Annotated in this window: 14 protein-coding genes; 3 read left to right on the top strand and 11 right to left on the bottom strand. The window is 64.4% G+C overall.

Annotated features, from left to right (window positions below; genetic code table 11):
- Nucleotides 1-198 precede the first annotated feature (198 nt).
- The 3 genes from Pan44_RS07070 to Pan44_RS07060 all read right to left on the bottom strand — a co-directional run bounded on the left by Pan44_RS07070 (nt 199) and on the right by Pan44_RS07060 (nt 3,926).
- On the bottom strand, nt 199-2,121 hold the full coding sequence (locus tag Pan44_RS07070) for a vWA domain-containing protein (RefSeq protein ID WP_145028636.1): 1,923 nt from the start codon (nt 2,119-2,121) through the stop codon (nt 199-201).
- Between the two features lie 105 nt (nt 2,122-2,226).
- On the bottom strand, nt 2,227-2,433 hold the full coding sequence (locus Pan44_RS07065) for a Sec-independent protein translocase subunit TatA/TatB (RefSeq protein ID WP_145028633.1): 207 nt from the start codon (nt 2,431-2,433) through the stop codon (nt 2,227-2,229).
- A gap of 89 nt (nt 2,434-2,522) precedes the next feature.
- A complete protein-coding gene (locus Pan44_RS07060) occupies nt 2,523-3,926 on the bottom strand; it encodes an alkaline ceramidase (protein WP_145028631.1) in 1,404 nt (467 codons plus the stop codon).
- A 317-nt stretch (nt 3,927-4,243) separates the two neighbouring features.
- On the opposite strand from Pan44_RS07060, the gene Pan44_RS07055 reads away from it, so the two are divergent.
- Together Pan44_RS07055 and Pan44_RS07050 are read left to right on the top strand one after the other, a co-directional pair.
- Nucleotides 4,244-4,939, top strand: coding sequence for a hypothetical protein (locus Pan44_RS07055; RefSeq protein WP_145028629.1), 696 nt, complete (start codon nt 4,244-4,246; stop codon nt 4,937-4,939).
- 141 nt (nt 4,940-5,080) lie between these two features.
- Nucleotides 5,081-6,238 (top strand): MalY/PatB family protein, encoded by a 1,158-nt coding sequence (locus Pan44_RS07050; RefSeq protein WP_145028627.1) that lies wholly within the window; start codon nt 5,081-5,083, stop codon nt 6,236-6,238.
- A 27-nt stretch (nt 6,239-6,265) separates the two neighbouring features.
- On the opposite strand, the gene Pan44_RS07045 is transcribed toward Pan44_RS07050, so the two are convergent.
- Nucleotides 6,266-7,294: a hypothetical protein gene (locus Pan44_RS07045; protein WP_145028625.1), complete on the bottom strand. Its 1,029-nt coding sequence runs from the start codon at nt 7,292-7,294 to the stop codon at nt 6,266-6,268.
- 193 nt (nt 7,295-7,487) lie between these two features.
- On the bottom strand, nt 7,488-7,916 hold the full coding sequence (locus Pan44_RS07040) for a hypothetical protein (protein ID WP_145028623.1): 429 nt from the start codon (nt 7,914-7,916) through the stop codon (nt 7,488-7,490).
- A gap of 342 nt (nt 7,917-8,258) precedes the next feature.
- Between Pan44_RS07040 and dxs the strand changes: the two genes are divergently transcribed.
- On the top strand, nt 8,259-10,172 hold the full coding sequence (dxs, locus tag Pan44_RS07035; RefSeq protein WP_145028622.1) for a 1-deoxy-D-xylulose-5-phosphate synthase: 1,914 nt from the start codon (nt 8,259-8,261) through the stop codon (nt 10,170-10,172).
- Between the two features lie 86 nt (nt 10,173-10,258).
- Here the strand turns inward: dxs and Pan44_RS07030 are convergent, their stop codons facing one another.
- The 6 genes from Pan44_RS07030 to secG form a co-directional block, all read right to left on the bottom strand.
- Entirely contained in the window at nt 10,259-10,768 is a 510-nt protein-coding gene (locus tag Pan44_RS07030) for a GNAT family N-acetyltransferase (protein WP_145028620.1), read from the bottom strand.
- Nucleotides 10,769-10,830: 62 nt separating this feature from the next.
- Complete coding sequence (locus Pan44_RS07025) at nt 10,831-11,391, bottom strand: flavoprotein (RefSeq protein ID WP_145028618.1); 561 nt, start codon at nt 11,389-11,391, stop codon at nt 10,831-10,833.
- Between the two features lie 239 nt (nt 11,392-11,630).
- On the bottom strand, nt 11,631-11,897 hold the full coding sequence (locus Pan44_RS07020) for a DNA-directed RNA polymerase subunit omega (protein ID WP_145028616.1): 267 nt from the start codon (nt 11,895-11,897) through the stop codon (nt 11,631-11,633).
- Complete coding sequence (gene gmk, locus Pan44_RS07015) at nt 11,890-12,498, bottom strand: guanylate kinase (RefSeq protein ID WP_145028614.1); 609 nt, start codon at nt 12,496-12,498, stop codon at nt 11,890-11,892. The genes Pan44_RS07020 and gmk overlap by 8 nt, the downstream gene beginning before the upstream one ends.
- A gap of 140 nt (nt 12,499-12,638) precedes the next feature.
- A complete protein-coding gene (locus tag Pan44_RS07010) occupies nt 12,639-13,520 on the bottom strand; it encodes a YicC/YloC family endoribonuclease (protein WP_145028612.1) in 882 nt (293 codons plus the stop codon).
- A 61-nt stretch (nt 13,521-13,581) separates the two neighbouring features.
- Nucleotides 13,582-14,175, bottom strand: a complete 594-nt coding sequence (gene secG / locus Pan44_RS27265; protein WP_197453909.1) for a preprotein translocase subunit SecG — start codon at nt 14,173-14,175, stop codon at nt 13,582-13,584.
- Nucleotides 14,176-14,232: the final 57 nt, after the last annotated feature.

The raw sequence follows: 14,232 nt of genomic DNA, 5'->3' as shown, positions 1-14,232 counted from the left end.
CAGGCCCACGGGTTGCGACCCGTGGGCCTTTTTCATGCGCCAGTCGCCCCGGCCCACGCCGGCTGTCCGACAACGAGGACGGCGGGGCTCCCGCCGGGCCGCATCCGGCGAACGGCAGTCGACGATGAGTGACCTTCCTTCTCTCAGCGCATGCCCGGTTCTTCCAAGCGGGACTGTTGCGGACCCTGTTCCGCCTACTCAGGAACCGATCCCGCCCGGACGTTTCTGGAATAACCACCATTCGGCGAGCAACGTCGCGAAAGCCAGCATCGCGAGCGTCGGCCACCAGGGCTTGTCCGCCTTCAGGCGATCCTCTTCGGCCGTCACGGAGATCTCGTTCAGCTTCAATTCGCTGACGCCTTCGAGCGACGTTTCCGTCGGGTTCAGAAGCGCGACGCCGACCTTGCTGACGAGGTCGCCCGACTTGCGTACTTCATACAGGCCGACCGTTGTCGCAGGGATGCCGGCGATGAAGCCGTCCCCATCGGCCTTCTGGTCGAAGTGCTCACCGGTGGGCGAGGTGATCCGGTAGTCCTCATTGGGCTGGAAGTGCAGCCGCGGCAGAGCGCCGGTCGGCGCTGAAGCGAGATCCGAAAGCTCCGCCTGTTGCAGGGCGATGTTGGCCAGGTTCGAGACCATCACGGGAAAGCCGACCCGGTACGGAAGCGTCGAACGGTCGGTATGCACGAGCACGTACAGCTTGAGCTTCGCCCCTTCGCGCTTCTGCAGGATGAGCGGACCGTTCCGGGTGAACGCCAGGAAGTCGTAGCCGGCCGCCTCGACCTCGGTGTCCTTCGCTTTTTCGGAACGGGTTGGGCTGTCGAGGAACTGCACATCCTTGAGCTGCACGTGCTGGAGCAGTGTGGCGTCCCGCTTCCAGTCGACGATCTCGGCGCTTGCGTCCTTCGTCAGCGAAACCTGGCTCGTCAGATCTGGAGGAACGACTCCGACGAACAGATAGGTCGACGCTTCCCGCGAGGCCTCCGCGATGGCGTCGGTGATCACGAGGTCGTAGCTCGACAGCTTTGTGCTGCCGTCCTCGGCCGGCTCCACGAGCGTGCCCGGGATGCCGGCGAGGGCATGTCGGAAGCTCTGCAATGACGTCGGACAGAAAACGGTCAGGTCCCGGCCGACCGGAAGTTCGAGCCACGCGGTGTTGTCCGATTTCAGTGCGTCAAAGCCTTCCGGCGTGATCGTCGCTTTCGGCGACGCGGCCTTGTCGGCGTCGACCTTGAAGACGAGACGCTGCGTCTCTTTGGGGGACAGGATGACGTCCTCTCCGGCGATCGTCTTTCCGTTGTCCTCGAGAGTCACTCTGCCGGCCGTGCTCGACTCCGCCGCTCCGTCGACCCGCACGAACACGTCCCAGGAGCCTGTCGAGGCCCGCCGGGCATTGAACGCCGTGATCCCGATGTTGGCGCCCTTGGCGGGGACCTGGTGGAAGTCGAGCTTGAAGGGGAGATCGAAGTCGACGATCGCCTGCGGCTTGCCGGTGGTCGGGTCGGGGCGCGTGGGGACGTTGCCGTCGGAATAAAGGCGGACCGAATTGACGACGTTGGTCCGGGAGAGCGCCTGGGCCAGGCGCAGGCCGTCTTCAATCTTGCTGGGCAGGTCGCTGACGTGCAGCGAGTCGAGCGCTTCGTTCAGCAGGATGCGGTTGTTCGTGAACTCCGTCAGGCGGCGGGCCGTGTTGGTCACCGCGATGAGCGACACCTGCTGGCCGGGAAGAAGCCCGTCCACGATTCGGCCGACTTCCTCCTTCGCGAGGTCCAGCCGCGTCTTTCCCGTCGCCTGATCGGTGGCGCCCATGCTGGCGGACGCATCAATCAGGATCGGCAGGTACTGGGCGTCGGCCATGTCGCCGCGCCAGTAGGGCTGCATGGCCGCCAGCACCAGCAGGGACAAGAGCAGGATTTGAAGCAGCAGAAGCAGGTTCCGGCGGAACTTCTGGAACGGCGAGTTGACTCGCTGGTCGCTGATGACCTGCCGCCAGAGCGCCAGCGACGGCAGCTCCAGCCGGGGGCGTTTGAGTTTGAGGAAGTAGAAGATGATCAGCGGGACCAGCAGCCCGAAGAGTGCGGCCGCGATCGGAGTGGAGAAGCCCGGAATCCAGTTCGACATGGCGTAAGGATTCAGGTTTCGAAAGCGAGGATCCGGAAGAGGTGCTCCGCCCGAGTCGACGGGGCGCCGTCGACTGTTACGCCGTTTTCGCCGGAAACGTTGGCGTTACGTTTTCGGCGAACCGTCGTTTTCATCGTCCCCGTTCTTGATGCCCTTCTTGAACTCCGTCACCGAGGATCCGAGCGAACGCATGAGGCCCGGAAGCCGGCTGCCGAACAGCAGCAGGATCACGACCATCAAAATGATCATCTGCGTCGGAGTGCCAATCAGTCCGAGCACAGGGAGATCGAGAAAGGAAACAAATGGCAGCATGCGGCTGGTCCAGGAGATCGAAGCGTCCACTTCAGGGTAACAGACGATCTGCAAAATGGCATGGGTCCCTCCAGAACACTGCCCTTGGATCAGCCTGGCCGCGTCTGCAGCAGTTGTTCGACAAGCTCCGCGGCCGCGTCGATATAGAGTTCCAGGCAACCCGCCGCGAAGGGGGACTGCCAGACCTGGTACAGATCAAGGTCGTAGCGATCGGCCGGAGGCAGGTAGCCGATCGTGCCGTTGATCAGGTTCATGCACGCGAGATGCGTGTCGGGGAAGCGGGCCCGCAGCGCCGTCTGGGCCAGGGAGTAGGCCTCGGCCATGCACCCCACGATGACAGCGTCGCCGATCCGCCAGGCCCAGATCGGCATCGTGAAACCTGGTCCGGCGCCCAGCGCCCGTCGAAGATTTCGCTTGCGGCGAAGTCGTTCGGCCAGAGCGCGGTCGGTGCAGGCCTGATATTGACGGTCGAGTTCTTCGGCCGTCGGCAGGTCGGCTTTGAGCGGGAGTTCGACGCTCCCTTCGCTGGCGGCGATGACCGTCGAGGCCTCGCACGGCTGGTGCGTCCACACGGCGAGAGGCGCTCCCGATTCCACGACGCGGTCGAACGCCAGTCGCGTTCCGGCCGGCTCCATGTCTTCGAGCGTCGCGAGCGCGGCGTAGCCGAGTTGCCGGCCATGCCGATCGGGAACGGCGCCGTCTCCCACATACTGGTAGCGGGGAGACAGTTCCCCGGAAGCTCCCTGCAGGAAGAACGCCAGCGAGCCCGGGATCGCGGCCTCGATCGTTTCCCGCATGGCCCCGATGTAGTCGGGAGAGATGGCGTGATTGTCCCAGGCGAGCGTCGTCGGATGGCAGGCGTAATTCACGATCGTGGCCCGTGTCCGCCCTTCAGGATCGCACACGCGCCCCAGGAGCAGGGTCTGATCCGCGGGAACTCCCGGATCATATCCGCAGATCTTCCGGGAACTGCCGGGCGCCGGATCGGTCAGGTCACGCGTGGACGCCAGTTGGCAACGTCCCCAATGCCAGTCGAGCGTCGAAGGTTGCTCGCTGGCGAGCGCCTCGCGAATGACCTGGATCGTGGCCGGCGCGAGTTCGCCGATCCACTGCTCCAGGAGTTCTCCACCGGCCATGCCTTCGAGCGGATCGCACAGATGGGGCGAAGCATGGGTGTGCGTCATCGCGAAGATGAAACGCGAAGAATCGAGGCTCAGTTCTTCGAGCACACGCGTCCGCAATCGCTGGAAGCGGTCGAGCGCCGTCCAGAATCCGAGGTCGGCGTCGACGAGCACCAGTGGAGCGGCCTCGCGACTGCTGCGGACTGTCAGCGCCGTGAGAGAGAGGGGGCGGTGGATCGAGTCGGCCACGTCGTGCGCGGCAGCCCCCCAGTTGCGGGCGAAGATCCCCACGGGCGGCGTGATATCGACGCGGGCGACGCCGATCCGTCCCGAAAAAAGCGATGGATCAGGTCCGAGAAGAGGAGCAGTCACAGTCAATCCGAACAGGCGGCGGGGAGACGTTCAACCGGCGGCGCGAGCGCGGCGACAGGTCTCCGGCGACCTTACACGATCCCCCTCAATGTCGCGAATTCAGGCGACCCCTCGTAGATCGGGCCAATTGAGGTGAGGCGAGCGGCCGGCGTCAGCCGGCTGATGGCGTGCCAGACAGCATGGGCTGGTCGTGGGATGGATCACGAGGCTGCCCCCGCCGACCTCCGGGCGAATCCTCCCGCGCAGACAAAACCGCGGGGCGGTTCCTACGATGCCTCCGCGTTCACTGATTCAGGGCTTCTTCGAGGGAGGGATCGATGTCGAAATCGCAACTGACCTGTCGGGCGGTGTTTTGCGGCGCCGTTGGCTTCGTGACGATCGTTGGCCTCGCGTGGGCCGATCAACCGGCGAAGTCCCCCTTCGCAGTCCCGGATCCCAACACGCCCCCTCTCGCAGATGCTCCGCAAGGATCAGCCACTCCGCAGTCAGGAGATCTCCGGCCGGGGGGAAGTAAGTCCCCGGAGCCCACCCCTGTTTCGGAGCCGGCCAAGGCCTCCCGGATCACGTTTGAATCGAACTGGAAGAACGTCGAAGTCGGCGCCAAGCCGATGTACTTCCGGCAGGGAGACAAGGCGTTTGTGTGGACGGTGAAGAACGTCGGCGAGAACCCCGTTGAGATCGGCGACGACTACGGATTCTCCATCGCCCCGGGAGCGGAGGAGTTCATCGTCGACACGCGACTGACACTCTCCGCCGCCGAAGGGAAGTCCACGAAAGTGGAAGTGAACGCGTCACGCGTCATGACACGCAGCGAGCTGACAGATTCTCCGCAGCCGACGCCGGGGAACGGTCCGACTTATGCTCCTCCGAGAGGTAGCTTCGCCCCCAGCGCCTCTTTTCGCGCCGCTCCCTCAATTGATCCATTTGGCCCGTCGCCCGCCCCGGCTGAGCCCGCGGCAACCGCCATCCCCAAACGGGGCCAGAAGCAGAGTTCAACAGTCCTCGATAACTAGAGCACGCGTCATTCATCTGGAGCGGCAGGGCGTCCTGTTGAGCCGGCTCGCTTGCGAGCCGCGCGCGTGACTTGCCGCGACAGCTTCCTGAGACCTGGCCCTGTGCTCCCGGATCTCCAGCAGGGTTTTCTGCGATTACCAATGCCTACGGATTTTGACTTCGACGTCGACCCGCGAACGCTTCGCCACCCTGACAACTTCAAGTGGACGCGCTACCCGGCGGATGTTCTGCCGCTGTGGATCGCCGACATGGACTACCCGATCGCGCCCGGCATCGAGCGGGCGCTCAAGGACCGCGTCACGCGGTCGATCGGATATCACCACTACCAGGGCGATCCCCGGCTGACCGAACAGCTCCGCCGGAAGGTCGAAGCTGATGGCATCACAGGCCTGCCGGAGCAGGGCTGGGTCAGTTACATCGCCGGAGTCGTTCCCGGCCTGTACGCGGCCGTGGTCTCGCTGACCGATCCGGGCGACGACGTCATCACCATGACGCCGATCTATCCGCCGTTCCTTTCCGCGATCACCGACCACGGCCGGAACCTTCGCGCGGCGAAGCTCGCCTGCACGCCGACCGGATGGGAAATCGACTGGGACGCGCTCGAAGCGGCCGTCACTCCGAAAACGAAGCTGCTGCTGTTCTGCCATCCGCACAACCCGACCGGCCGGGTGTGGACCGAGGCGGAACTCCGGCGTCTGGCCGAGTTTGTCGAACGCCACAACCTGTTCATCGCCAGCGATGAGCTGCACGCCGATCTCACGCTCGATGGGACGCACATTCCGTTCGTCCAGTTGGCGAGCGAGGCACTGAAGCAGCGCTGCGTGACGCTCATCGGTCCCTGCAAGGCCTACAACACGGCCGGCCTGGGGATCGGGGCGATGGTGAGCCACAGCCCGCAGCTTCTACTTCGCATCCGCCGCGGGATCGCCGGCATCTCGGCCTGGGCGACGGCCCTGAGTGTCACGATGTGGCAGGCGGCCCTCGAAGACGACGGCCAGTGGCTCAAGGCCGTGATCGACTACCTGCGCGAGAACCGCAACCTGGTGGAGACGTTCGTGAACGAACGCCTTCCGGGCGTGGTCCACGTCGCTCCTCAGGCGACGTACCTGGCGTGGTTCGACTATCGCTCACACCGCCGCGCGGCCGACATCCAGCAGTACCTGCTCGAAGAAGGCAAGGTCGCCCTGAATGACGGCGCGATGTTCGGCGCCGGCTTCCAGGGCTTCGTCCGCCTGAACTTCGCAACCGGCCGGACGATCCTCACCGAGGCGCTCGAACGCCTCGCCAGGGTGCACTGAGGCAAGGCTGTTGGCGTCCGGGGACGGTCACACGTGCAGGTGGAGCTTCTGCCGGCCGATCGTCGGTCCATGCCAGTACCAGTGGCCGATGTGGCGCAGTTTGCGCGGCTCGCTTGGCAGTTCCACGAACAGGAACGGATCGGCCGCGACAATTGTCATCGGCATGAACAGCATCGGGATCAGCTTGGCCATCGCGAAGCCAGCCGTGGCCGCGCTGCTGACGGCCGCCGGGGCGACAAGGTGCCGACCCGCGAACATGGCCGCGTTCAGCCCCTGTTCGGCGCTGCGCCCCAGCAGGGTGCTGTGCTCGGGCACTTCCGTCCAGCAGCGGCCGTAACGCGTGTATTCCAGTTCCTGCATCAGCCGCGCACGTTGCCGCCGGCGGGCGTCGCGGCGGATGCGCTCGCGGTAGGCCTTGAGACGCGCGAGCGACTGTTTACCCCCTTCCCAGAGTCTCTTTGCGACATGGCCAAGCACGAACGGGAGGCCCACCGCCCGGAGTGCCGAGCGGTACACGGCGCCGTAGTTCAGGGCATGGGCCTGGGCCGCCCGGATGCGGCGGTCGTGTTCGTCCCGCACCTGCTGGGCGGTGAGCGGGATAGGGAGTCCGTCCGGCGTCTGTTCTTCGCCGAACAACGGGACGCCGAACCAGACGGTCGCATCGGGATGCAGTGTGTGGGCCCGCGTCAGCGCCTTGAGGATTTCCGGCGGCGGAGAGTCGGGAATCTGGCTGGGATTGCGGGTCAGCGTCATCACCAGGTCGCTCTGGCCGTTGATCCACAGCGATTTTTCAATCAGGTGCACAACTTCGTATTCGTCGACCCAGTCGCGGTGCTGGCGAATGATCTCGGCCGCGAAGGCCTCGTCCCGAATCTGCTTGCGGTCGCCCCACATGACAAGGCGCATCGCCAGCCGGTTGATGCATTCCGACTTCAGGAGTTTGAGACCGTCGCGTCGCAGTCCCTGGAGGCCGAACGGCGAAACATCGTCGAGGTCTTGAAGTTCCGTCTCAGGGGGGCGACGGCGCACCTGCGCCCGTGACAGCGTGGTCTTCATCGTGACGACTCCCGATTCTACCCGACTCGTATCGCCCGAATCAGAGGGCAATGCTTTCCAGGGCTCACCAGCACGATTGCCGGCGGCATTCCGCCAGCACAACGATCGAAATACGCCTTCCGGATCAGAGTTGTTGAAAGAATCTTCCCGTTCCGCCGATCTTCGCCGGGACAGGCAACCTGGCCGCGGGCAATCAGATCGACGGGTCGGCCTGACGGCCGAGCGGCCGGAACACGACTACCGACTGCGGGTAATGGCAGACCCACAGTTCTTCTTCATCCAGGGCGACGGCCGTCGCGATATCCCGCCCCAGTTCCTGGATCTTCCGCTGCAGGACTTCGGGATCTTCGTCGGCCTCGCGCTCGAACAGGATCCGCACGACGAGGGTCCGCTCCTGGTAAACCGTCCGTCCAAGAAACGCCCCGTCCACCTCGTACAGCGAGAATCCGTTGATGGTCACTCCGTCCGCGGCCTCTTCCGAACGCAGCGTGATCTTTCTCCGGAGGTAGGTGAACACCTCGGACAGGTGCTCGAGCTTTTTCGGAATGTAGATTTCCACGCACTCGACGCTTTGCGACCTGATGGCGACGTCGGCGTTGGAATTCGTGAGCGGCGCGGCCATGCGGGGCTCCTGGTACGGAAAGAGTTCAGCCCCTTCAGCTTAGCCGCCGGGATGCCGGACATGTGAAGCCCGTCGGCCGTTCGCGGTTCTTCCGAGGGAGGCCGGGAAATTCGCGGCGGCGGGGCGGTTTTTCACACCGCCGCATTTACGGTCTGCCGGAGGCTCCGTACGATGATTGCCGGTGAAAGTCGCGGCGTCGGTGATGGTTCGGAACCATCGGCCAGACATGATGTTCGGACGTCGCGCGGAGATGACCCGGTGGATTTCGCCGCGGCGCAAACGCGACAGCGGACGAATTTCCGAGTGCTGCCGCCTTTCATCGGACCCTCGGCTGACCGCTCCATGAATTACCAGCTCCTGCCGCTGATCGCGTCCCCTGCAGAACTCAAATCTCTCTCTGACGACCAGCTGCTGCAGGTCGCCGCGGAAATCCGGGAAGCGCTGTGCGAGATCGTCTCGGATCGCCCGGCCCACTTCGCGTCGAACCTCGGCGTCGTCGAACTGTGCATCGCCCTGCACACCGTCTTCGATTTCTCGAAAGACCGCCTGATCTGGGACACCGGTCACCAGATCTATCCCCACAAGCTCATCACCGGGCGATTTCCCGAGTTCAAATCGATCCGCCGCAAGGGGGGCCTCATGGGCTACCCCAACCCGGCCGAGAGCGATTACGACCTGTTCGTCACCGGTCACGCCGGCGCCAGCGTTTCCACGGTGCTCGGTCTCAAGGCGGCCGATGATCTCGTCAACCCGCAGGAGAATCGCCGGTCGGTCGCCGTCATCGGCGACGGGGCCCTGCCGTCGGGCGTCGTGTTCGAGGCGATGAACAACGCCGTCGAGCTCGAGAAGGACCTGCTGGTCATTCTCAACGACAACAAGATGGGAATCTGCCCGCGCGTCGGCGGCCTCGCCCGCACGCTCGATCGCGCCCGCACCGCCTCCTTCTACAACGGCCTGAAACGCGACGTCTCCTGGCTGCTGAACAAGCTTCCGCTCGTCGGCGAGCCGACCGAAAAGCTGCTCGGGCAGGTGAAGGACGCCGTGAAGGGCTTCCTCCACGGCGGAATGCTGTTTGAGGAACTCGGCTTCCGGTACGTCGGCCCCGTCGATGGGCATGACCTCCCGGCGCTCCGTGAATACCTGCAGATGGTGAAGGACGTGAAGGGCCCCGTGCTGCTCCACGTCTTCACCGAGAAAGGACGGGGCTTCAAGCCGGCCGAGGCGGATCCGGTCCGCTTCCATTCCCCGAGTCCCTTCTGCCGGACAGACGACGAAGAAGGCGTCGACTTCCTCAAGAAAGGTTCATCGCCGGCCTATACCGATTCGGTCAGCGAAGCGATCCACGCCGCGATGAAGCGGGATCTCCGCGTCTGCGTGCTAACGGCCGCGATGTGCGAAGGAAACAAGCTGCAGAAGATCCGCAGCGATTTCCCCGACCGCTTCTTCGACACGGGCATCTGCGAAGCGCATGCGGTGGCGTTCGCCGGAGGCATGGCCAAGGCCGGAATGCGGCCGATCGTCGACATCTACAGCACCTTCCTGCAGCGCAGCTTCGATCACATCTTCCAGGAAGTCTCGCTGCAGAATCTTCCCGTTGTCTTCACTCTCGATCGCGCCGGTGTCGTCGGCGCGGATGGACCGACGCATCACGGTGCGTTCGACAACACCTACATGCGGACGTTCCCGAACATCGTCTGTATGGCGCCGGGCGACAACGCCGATGTCCAGCCGATGGTCGACTTCGCGCTGGCTCTCGATGGCCCCTCCTCGATCCGCTATCCCAAGACCAATGCGGAAACGGTCTCCCGCGAACACCAGAACATCGAACTCGGAAAGGCCGAGGTCTATCGCTGGGGCGAGGACGGAAACTTCGTCGTCTACGGCGCCCAGTTCCCCGACTGCGTGAAGGCCGCCGAACGGCTGAAGGCGGAAGGCCTGGATGTGGGCGTCATCAACGCCCGCTTCTGCCGTCCCCTCGATACCGAAACGCTGTTCAAGGCGATCGAATCAGGGTTCGTGATCACCGTCGAGGAAAGCACCGTCAACGGCGGCTTTGGCTCGGCCGTTCTCGAAGCGGCGAACGACGCGGGGCTCGACACCCGGCTGATCCGCAGGCTGGCGATTCCCGATCGGTACATTGACCACGGTGAACGGAGCGAGCAACTGGCCGAGCTTGGTCTGGACGTGGACGGCCTCGTCGCCGCCGCGCTCGCCAGCGCCGCACGCCAGTCAATGGCCCGCAATTCCGCCAACTGAGCTGGTTGTTCAGCGCGCATTGGGTGGCGCTGGCTCGGCCAGTGCATCTGACGTTGAGGCCCCCCTTCCTCGCCGAAGCGCCGCGTTCAGAGCGTCTTCTCGTAAACGACCTTCCCATCGCCGACGTTGTAAAAGTCAGGAAAACGAGCCACTTCCTGATACCCGCACCGCGCATAAAACCCGCGGGTCGGGTCGTACAGCGGCTTGGTCGACGTTTCGATGTACACCTTGCGGCCGCCGCATTCGCGCAGCCGCGTTTCCACGAGATCGACCAGCACCCTTCCGATGCCCCGCCGCTGCTGCGACGTGTCGACCGCGACCCAGTACAGGTCGTAGCTCCCCACGGTGCAGGGGATCTCGCCATAGCTGGCGTAGCCAATCACCTTCCCGCCCGATTCGACCAACATGAAGTCGTATCCCGAGGCCGACCCTTTGGCGAGCCGCTCGTCGACGAGTTCCACGGCGACGCCCACTTCATCATCCGTGAAGAAGCCCGAGTCGGCGATGATCTGGCGGACCGCATCGCGGTCGGCCGGAACCGGTTCCTCGCGGAGCGTGAAGCCTGCCAGTTGCGGGGGAAGCTCGAGCGGTTTCATCGATCAGCACTCGAAGGGAGAAGACTGGCGGAGGAGGCCATGCCTGTGGATGTCGCAGCGCTCTACGCCACCTTGGCGAACACGTTTTCGATCGCCGCCAGGATGTCGACCGGCTCGGCCATCCGTCCCGGGCCGACGGCGCCGCAGCTCAGCCACCCCGAGCCGGGGCCGGCCAGCAGGACGTTGTCCGCCTGCAGCTGAGCGATGTTCCGCTGTGTGGCCGGCTTGGCCCACATTTCGTTGTTCATCGCGGGGGCAATCAGGATAGGACAGACGCAGGTGAGCGCCAGCGTCGAGGCCAGGTCGTCCGCGTGGCCATGTGCGACCTTCGCCAGCATGTCGGCCGTGCCCGGAGCGATGACGTACAGCTGGGCCCGGCGCGCCAGGCCGATGTGTTCGCCGATCGGATGCTCCAGCGGCTCGAACATGTGCACATAGACCGGCCGGCCGGTCAGCGCTTCGAACGTCGTCTTCCCGATGAACTGTCCGGCCGCCTGCGTCATCACGACCGTGACCTTCGCGCCGGCCTGGACGAGCTTGCTGGCCAGATCGGCCGACTTGTAAGCAGCGATCCCACCGCAGACGGCGAGGAGAATTTCACGATCCTTGAGGGAGGTCGACATCTGGCAGGCTTGTCTCGGAAAAAGGATTCACCACAGAGACACAGAGAAGAGGGAGTTCTTCGCGGCAAATTGTACGCGCTAGGGAGTCGCAACTCTCATATGAATGTTCGCTGTCCAGCAACACGCATGGGCCTTGCGATCTCCCTCTTCTCCCTCCCTCTGTGTCTCTGTGGTGAACTTTCTCGTCCGCCAACAAAAAACGCCTCTCAACTGAGAGGCGTGAATCTGATCAGGTCGGCTTACAGGTCGTCGAGGTTCGGACCGCCGTCGTCGGCGACATCCGGTGCGTCATCGACTGCCATGACCACGTTCTGCGACGAGTCGAGGTAGATTTTGTCCTGCAGGATCTCCTGGATCACCGTCTGCATGCCCGGCTTGCCCGGAGCATCGACGAGAGCCGGCGCGCCCCGATTGAGCTGCACCAGGCGCTTCTGGATGAGCGTGGACAGCTTGAACCGTCCCCCCACCTTGTTCACGATGCTTTCTTCTTTGAGATCGTCAAACATGCTTTGCCTCAGCCGCCAGGACGCGGCAGATTTCCGACACGGCGTGGTCGAGGTTGTCGTTCACAACCCGGTAGCGATACGAATCCGCCAGTTTAAGCTCCTCGATGGCCGTCTGCAATCGACGCTGGAGGATCGCTTCCGATTCCGTCCCCCGGGACCGCAGCCGGCGCTCGTATTCCTGCACATCCGGCGTCATCAGAAAAATCGAAATCGCGTCGGGAAAACGCTCCATGACGCTCATGGCCCCCTGGACGTCCACTTCCAGCAGCGACCATTTCCCCTCGGAATGCGCCCGGCCCATCTCCGAGACCAGAGTCCCGTACCAGTAGCCGCTCTTGTGAACTTCGGCGTATTCCAGGAATTCCCCCGCCACCCGCCGCGACTCGAATTCCTCAGGGCTGAGGAAGTAATAATCCCGGCCGTTCTCTTCGCCCACCCGCATCGGGCGGGTCGTCGCCGACACCGACATCCGCAGCGGAATCGGGCTTTCGGCCAGAAGCCGTTTGACGATCGTTGTCTTGCCGCTCCCGCTGGGGCCGGAAAGCACGACGATGCGATGCACGGCCGGAAGTGAAGGACTGGCGGAGGAAGCGGTCGACACGGCGGCGGAGATCAAGGACGGCGAGGCGGTTTCAGAAAAGCGAGGCACTGGCTCTGCCAGTGTGTTTCGAAAGGGAACTCCCCCTGAGGGTGGCACTGGCTCTGCCAGTGCATTCCAGGGAAGACTCCGATCGATGCGAACTACTCCACATTCTGCACGATTTCGCGGATCTTCTCCACGGCCGCTTTCCCTTCGACGATCGCGTGGGCAATCGTGATGTCGTTGGCCTTGGACCCGATCGTGTTCAGTTCGCGGATGAATTCCTGGCAGAGAAACTCGAGCTGCCGGCCACTGGAGGGCGTGGCGTCCAGCAGCTTCAGGAACTGGTCGATATGGCTGCGGAGGCGGGCAAGTTCCTCGGTGATGTCGCAGCGGTCTGCGAAGATCGACACTTCGCGGATCAGGTCGGCGTCGCCAATGACGACTTCCGACTCGCGGAGCAGGTCCGAGACCCGCTGCTTGATCTTGGCCCGGTATTCGGTGACGACCTCGGGAGCCCGCTCGGCGACGACATGGACCCGCCCCTGGACTTCCTTGCACAGGCCGGCCATTTCATCCCGCATGGCGATGCCTTCCCGCTGGCGGAACTCATCCAGCTTGGCGAGGGCTTCGCGGACCGCCGCTTCCACGAGCGGCCACTGGTCGCTGCTCACCAGTGCATCGGACGAATCGTTGATGACGCCCGGCAGGTCGATGAACTGGGTCAGGTCTTTGGGCGGCTCGGCCTTGAACTCGGCCGCGATGGCGGAGATCTCCCGCCAGTAGCTTCGGAGCCGCTCGACGTCGAGCTGTGAGGACGTGACGCCGTCGACGCGGGTAATCCGCAGATTGACGTTCACCGTTCCTCGGCCGATCGCTCCGCGGACGACGCGTTCGATCTCGTTCTCGATCCCCAGCGCCGCGTCCGGGCAGCGAACGGTGACCTTGAGGTGCCGGTTGTTGACGCTTTTGACTTCGACGGAAACCTGGAGCTTCTGGTCGTGGCGACGCGCCTCGCCAAACCCTGTCATGCTGAGCAGCACCGGACGCGTTCCTCACTCTTCAGGAGCCCGGGCGGACGCCCGGGCCGGTTTCCACGGATCGTTATGACTTGGGGGCTTCCGGCGACGCGGCCGGAGCCGCTTCCGACTTCGGAGCTTCAGTCGTCGTCTTCGGTGCATCAGCAGGCGGTGCGGCCGGGGTTTCGGCCGGAGGAGCCGTCTTCGTTTCAGCCGCGGGCACTGCGGGGGTGGCCGCTGGAGCGGCTGCCGGGGGAGTCGCCGGAGCAGAACCCGTGGCGCTGCCCCCTTCCGGAGCGACCGGGGGCGTCCCGGCCGCCGGCGACGACGGATTCACCGGAGCGGCGTCGTTCTTCACATCCCCCGTCTGTTCGCTTTCGGCGCCGCTGGCCGCAGCATCAGAAGCGGAATCCAGGTATGCGCGACTCTTGGCGTTCTGGGCCGCCCGGGCGGTGAGGCCCATCAGCCCCGCGCTCAGCACCCACAGCACGGCCACCACGACCGTGATCTTCGTGAACACGTCGCCGGCCTTCGTGCCGAACGCGCTTTGTCCGCCCATGCCGCCGAAGGCTCCGGCCAGACCGCCGCCGCGTCCCCGCTGAAGCAGGACCAGCACGATCATGATGAAGCTGAGGAACAGCAGCAGGAACTGGAAGAGTGTCGAGAGTACGGCAACCACTTGGGATCACTCCACGAAGGTCGAGCCCCGTTGTTTGCGGAGCAGTCCCGGCCGACA

It is taken from the genome of Caulifigura coniformis, assembly GCF_007745175.1.
Lineage (GTDB): Bacteria > Planctomycetota > Planctomycetia > Planctomycetales > Planctomycetaceae > Caulifigura > Caulifigura coniformis.
Note: the sequence above shows the minus strand (reverse complement) of the source record. Positions and strands in the feature narration are given on the sequence as shown.

Excerpts from the sequence above, each read along its gene's own strand:
- dxs (WP_145028622.1), top strand. The coding sequence starts at position 8,259 with ATGAATTACCAGCTCCTGCCGCTGATCGCGTCCCCTGCAGAACTCAAA.
- Pan44_RS07030 (WP_145028620.1), bottom strand. The coding sequence starts at position 10,768 with ATGAAACCGCTCGAGCTTCCCCCGCAACTGGCAGGCTTCACGCTCCGC.
- Pan44_RS07025 (WP_145028618.1), bottom strand. The coding sequence starts at position 11,391 with ATGTCGACCTCCCTCAAGGATCGTGAAATTCTCCTCGCCGTCTGCGGT.
- Pan44_RS07055 (WP_145028629.1), top strand. The coding sequence starts at position 4,244 with ATGTCGAAATCGCAACTGACCTGTCGGGCGGTGTTTTGCGGCGCCGTT.
- Pan44_RS07040 (WP_145028623.1), bottom strand. The coding sequence starts at position 7,916 with ATGGCCGCGCCGCTCACGAATTCCAACGCCGACGTCGCCATCAGGTCG.
- Pan44_RS07070 (WP_145028636.1), bottom strand. The coding sequence starts at position 2,121 with ATGTCGAACTGGATTCCGGGCTTCTCCACTCCGATCGCGGCCGCACTC.
- Pan44_RS07065 (WP_145028633.1), bottom strand. The coding sequence starts at position 2,433 with ATGCTGCCATTTGTTTCCTTTCTCGATCTCCCTGTGCTCGGACTGATT.
- Pan44_RS07020 (WP_145028616.1), bottom strand. The coding sequence starts at position 11,897 with ATGTTTGACGATCTCAAAGAAGAAAGCATCGTGAACAAGGTGGGGGGA.
- Pan44_RS07045 (WP_145028625.1), bottom strand. The coding sequence starts at position 7,294 with ATGAAGACCACGCTGTCACGGGCGCAGGTGCGCCGTCGCCCCCCTGAG.
- Pan44_RS07050 (WP_145028627.1), top strand. The coding sequence starts at position 5,081 with ATGCCTACGGATTTTGACTTCGACGTCGACCCGCGAACGCTTCGCCAC.